Raw genomic sequence first — 2,513 nt, 5'->3', positions numbered from 1 at the left:
AGCCTGCTCGCGAAGAGGCCTGCACCTTCAACATCGATACCCACCGACAAACCGCCTTCGCGAGCAGGCTCGCTCCCACATGGGTTACCTCTGTGTCTTGAGATCAGCCCAGGGCTTTCAGCAGGCCTTGCAGCTGACCAAGTCCCGCCTCACCCAGTGGAAATACCGGCAACCGCGGATCTCCCACCTCCAGCCCGGTTTCGCGCAAGCCCGCCTTGATCGTCGCCGGCAAGCCGCCCTTGAGGATGAAATCCAGCAGCGGCAACTGGCGATAGAACAGTTCGCGCGCCTTGCCCAGATCGTTGGCCAACACCGCTTCATACAAGTCCAGGTTGAGCTGCGGGATCAGGTTCGGCGCCGCCGTGCACCAGCCTTTGGCCCCGGCCGCGAAGGCTTCCAGCGCCAGCGGGTTGCAGCCGTTATAGAACGGTACCTGGCCTTCGCCCAGGCGTTGCAGTTGATGCATGCGCTGGATGTCGCCGGTGCTTTCCTTGACCATGGTCACGTTTTCCACACCCTTGACGATGCGCAGGATCAGATCCACCGACATATCGGTGCCGCTGGTGGCCGGGTTGTTGTAGAGCATGATCGGCACGCCGATGCTGTCGCCGATGGCACGGTAGTGGGCGAGGATTTCCGCTTCGCTGAGTTTCCAGTACGAGGTCGGCAGCACCATCACCACGTCGGCGCCGTGGGCTTCGGCGAAACGGGCGCGACGTACCGCTTTGGCGGTGGTCAGGTCGGACACGCTGACGATGGTCGGCACCCGTTTGGCCACGTGCTTGATGCTGAATTCGGCGACCTGATCCCACTCCGCATCGCTCAGGTAAGCGCCTTCACCGGTGCTGCCCAAGGGGGCGATGGAGTGCACGCCGCCTTCAATCAGACGGTCGATGGAACGCCCGAGGGCGTTGAGGTCCACGCCTTCGCCGTTGGCGGTGAAGGGAGTGATGGTGTAGCCGATGATGCCGTGAATGTTGGGGCTGGACATGGTGTCTCTCCGTACGAAAAGGGGCTGGGTTCAGTTCAGGCAATCGGCGTGTTGACGCAGGTTCTGCCGGGCGTAGTAGTTGAAAGCGGCGGCGTGACGTTTTGGCCGGGCGATCCAGTCATGGGCTTCGCGGCCCAGCTCGGGAATGATCGGCTTGATGGTCCCGGCGCTCATCGCCAGCAGCTGCAACTTGGCGGCGCGTTCGATCAGTTGAGCAATCACACAGGCCTCCTCGATGGTGGTGCCGGTGGACAACTGGCCGTGGTGAGAAAGCAGGACTGCCCGTTTGTCGCCCAGGGCGCCGGCAATCAGATCACCTTCCTCGTTACCCACCGGTACTCCTGGCCAGCCTTCAAGAAACGCACAGTCTTCGTAGAGCGGGCAGAGGTCCATGTGGGAAATCTGCAGCGGCACCTCCAGCATCGACAATGCCGCGACGTGGGTCGGGTGGGTGTGAATGATGCAGTTCACATCCGGCCGGGCGCGGTACACCCAGCTGTGGAAACGGTTGGCCGGATTCGGCATGCCGTGGCCTTCGAGCACTTCCAGGTCTTCGTTGACCAGCAGCAGGTTGCTCGCGGTGATTTCGTCGAAACCCAGGCCCAGTTGTTGAGTGTAATAGGTGCCCGGCTGCGGGCCACGGGCGGTGATTTGCCCGGCCAGACCTGAGTCGTGACCATTCTCGAACAGAATGCGGCAGGTCAGGGCCAGCTTTTGCCGGTCGGTCCACGTATTATCCGCGAGGGTGTTTTGCATCTGGCTCAGCGCTTGCTTGACCAGTTGATCTTTGGGCAGTGCTAATGTCTTGGCCATATCGGTGTCCTCTTTGGGTGGGTCATGCAGATGACACGAAAGATGCTATATGACACTTTGTGTCATGAGCAAGGACAATTCGTCGCCTCCTTGATGGATTAATCGTTCTAAATGTCTATCCGTTTGAAATTATTGAGAAAAAAACTTGGCGTGACGCTGGAGGCCTTGGCCGAAAAATCCGGCATGACCAAGAGTTACCTGTCAAAGGTCGAGCGCGGGCTGAACACGCCGTCGATTGCGGCTGCGCTGAAACTGGCCAAGGCCTTGAACGTTAACGTCGAGGAGCTGTTTTCTGAAGACAAGGTCAGCCTCGACAGCTACAGCCTGGTGCGCAGCCACGAGCGCCAGCCATTGGGCGCCAGCGACGACAATCCGGGTTACGCGGTGCTGGCCCACCAGGTGAGTGAACGAAGTCTGTTGCCGTTCATCATTTACCCGCCGACGGAATTCACCGACAAAGCCTTCAAGGAACACTTGGGCGAGGAGTTTCTGTTCGTCCACGAGGGGCAGGTCGAGGTGGATTTCGTCAATGAGCGTGTGCTGCTCAGCCGGGGTGATGCGTTGCACTTCAACTCACAGAAACCGCATCGGATCCGCTCGGTGGGCGAGGTGCAGGCGCAGTTGCTGGTGGTGGTGCATAGCACTGAGGAATGAGTTGAGCTTAAAAGCTTCGCGAGCAGGCTCGCTCCCACACTTGGAATGCATTCCC

The 2,513-nt window shown here is 59.9% G+C and carries 3 protein-coding genes; 1 reads left to right on the top strand and 2 read right to left on the bottom strand.

All coding sequences use genetic code 11. From position 1 onward, the window contains the following. Positions 1-103 precede the first annotated feature (103 nt). Positions 104-991 (bottom strand): dihydrodipicolinate synthase family protein, encoded by an 888-nt coding sequence (locus ACW9HW_RS29845; RefSeq protein ID WP_095195444.1) that lies wholly within the window; start codon positions 989-991, stop codon positions 104-106. Between the two features lie 30 nt (positions 992-1,021). Then, positions 1,022-1,804 carry an aldolase gene (locus ACW9HW_RS29840; protein ID WP_095195445.1) on the bottom strand — a complete coding sequence of 261 codons (783 nt, stop codon included), beginning with the start codon at positions 1,802-1,804 and terminating at the stop codon, positions 1,022-1,024. A gap of 111 nt (positions 1,805-1,915) precedes the next feature. Between ACW9HW_RS29840 and ACW9HW_RS29835 the strand changes: the two genes are divergently transcribed. Next, positions 1,916-2,458: a helix-turn-helix domain-containing protein gene (locus tag ACW9HW_RS29835; protein WP_095195446.1), complete on the top strand. Its 543-nt coding sequence runs from the start codon at positions 1,916-1,918 to the stop codon at positions 2,456-2,458. The last annotated feature ends 55 nt before the right edge of the window (positions 2,459-2,513 follow it).

It is taken from the genome of Pseudomonas sp. SDO5532_S415, from assembly GCF_054071155.1.
This window is presented reverse-complemented; position numbering and strand designations above follow the sequence as displayed.

Excerpts from the sequence above, each read along its gene's own strand:
- ACW9HW_RS29845 (WP_095195444.1), bottom strand. The coding sequence starts at position 991 with ATGTCCAGCCCCAACATTCACGGCATCATCGGCTACACCATCACTCCC.
- ACW9HW_RS29840 (WP_095195445.1), bottom strand. The coding sequence starts at position 1,804 with ATGGCCAAGACATTAGCACTGCCCAAAGATCAACTGGTCAAGCAAGCG.
- ACW9HW_RS29835 (WP_095195446.1), top strand. The coding sequence starts at position 1,916 with ATGTCTATCCGTTTGAAATTATTGAGAAAAAAACTTGGCGTGACGCTG.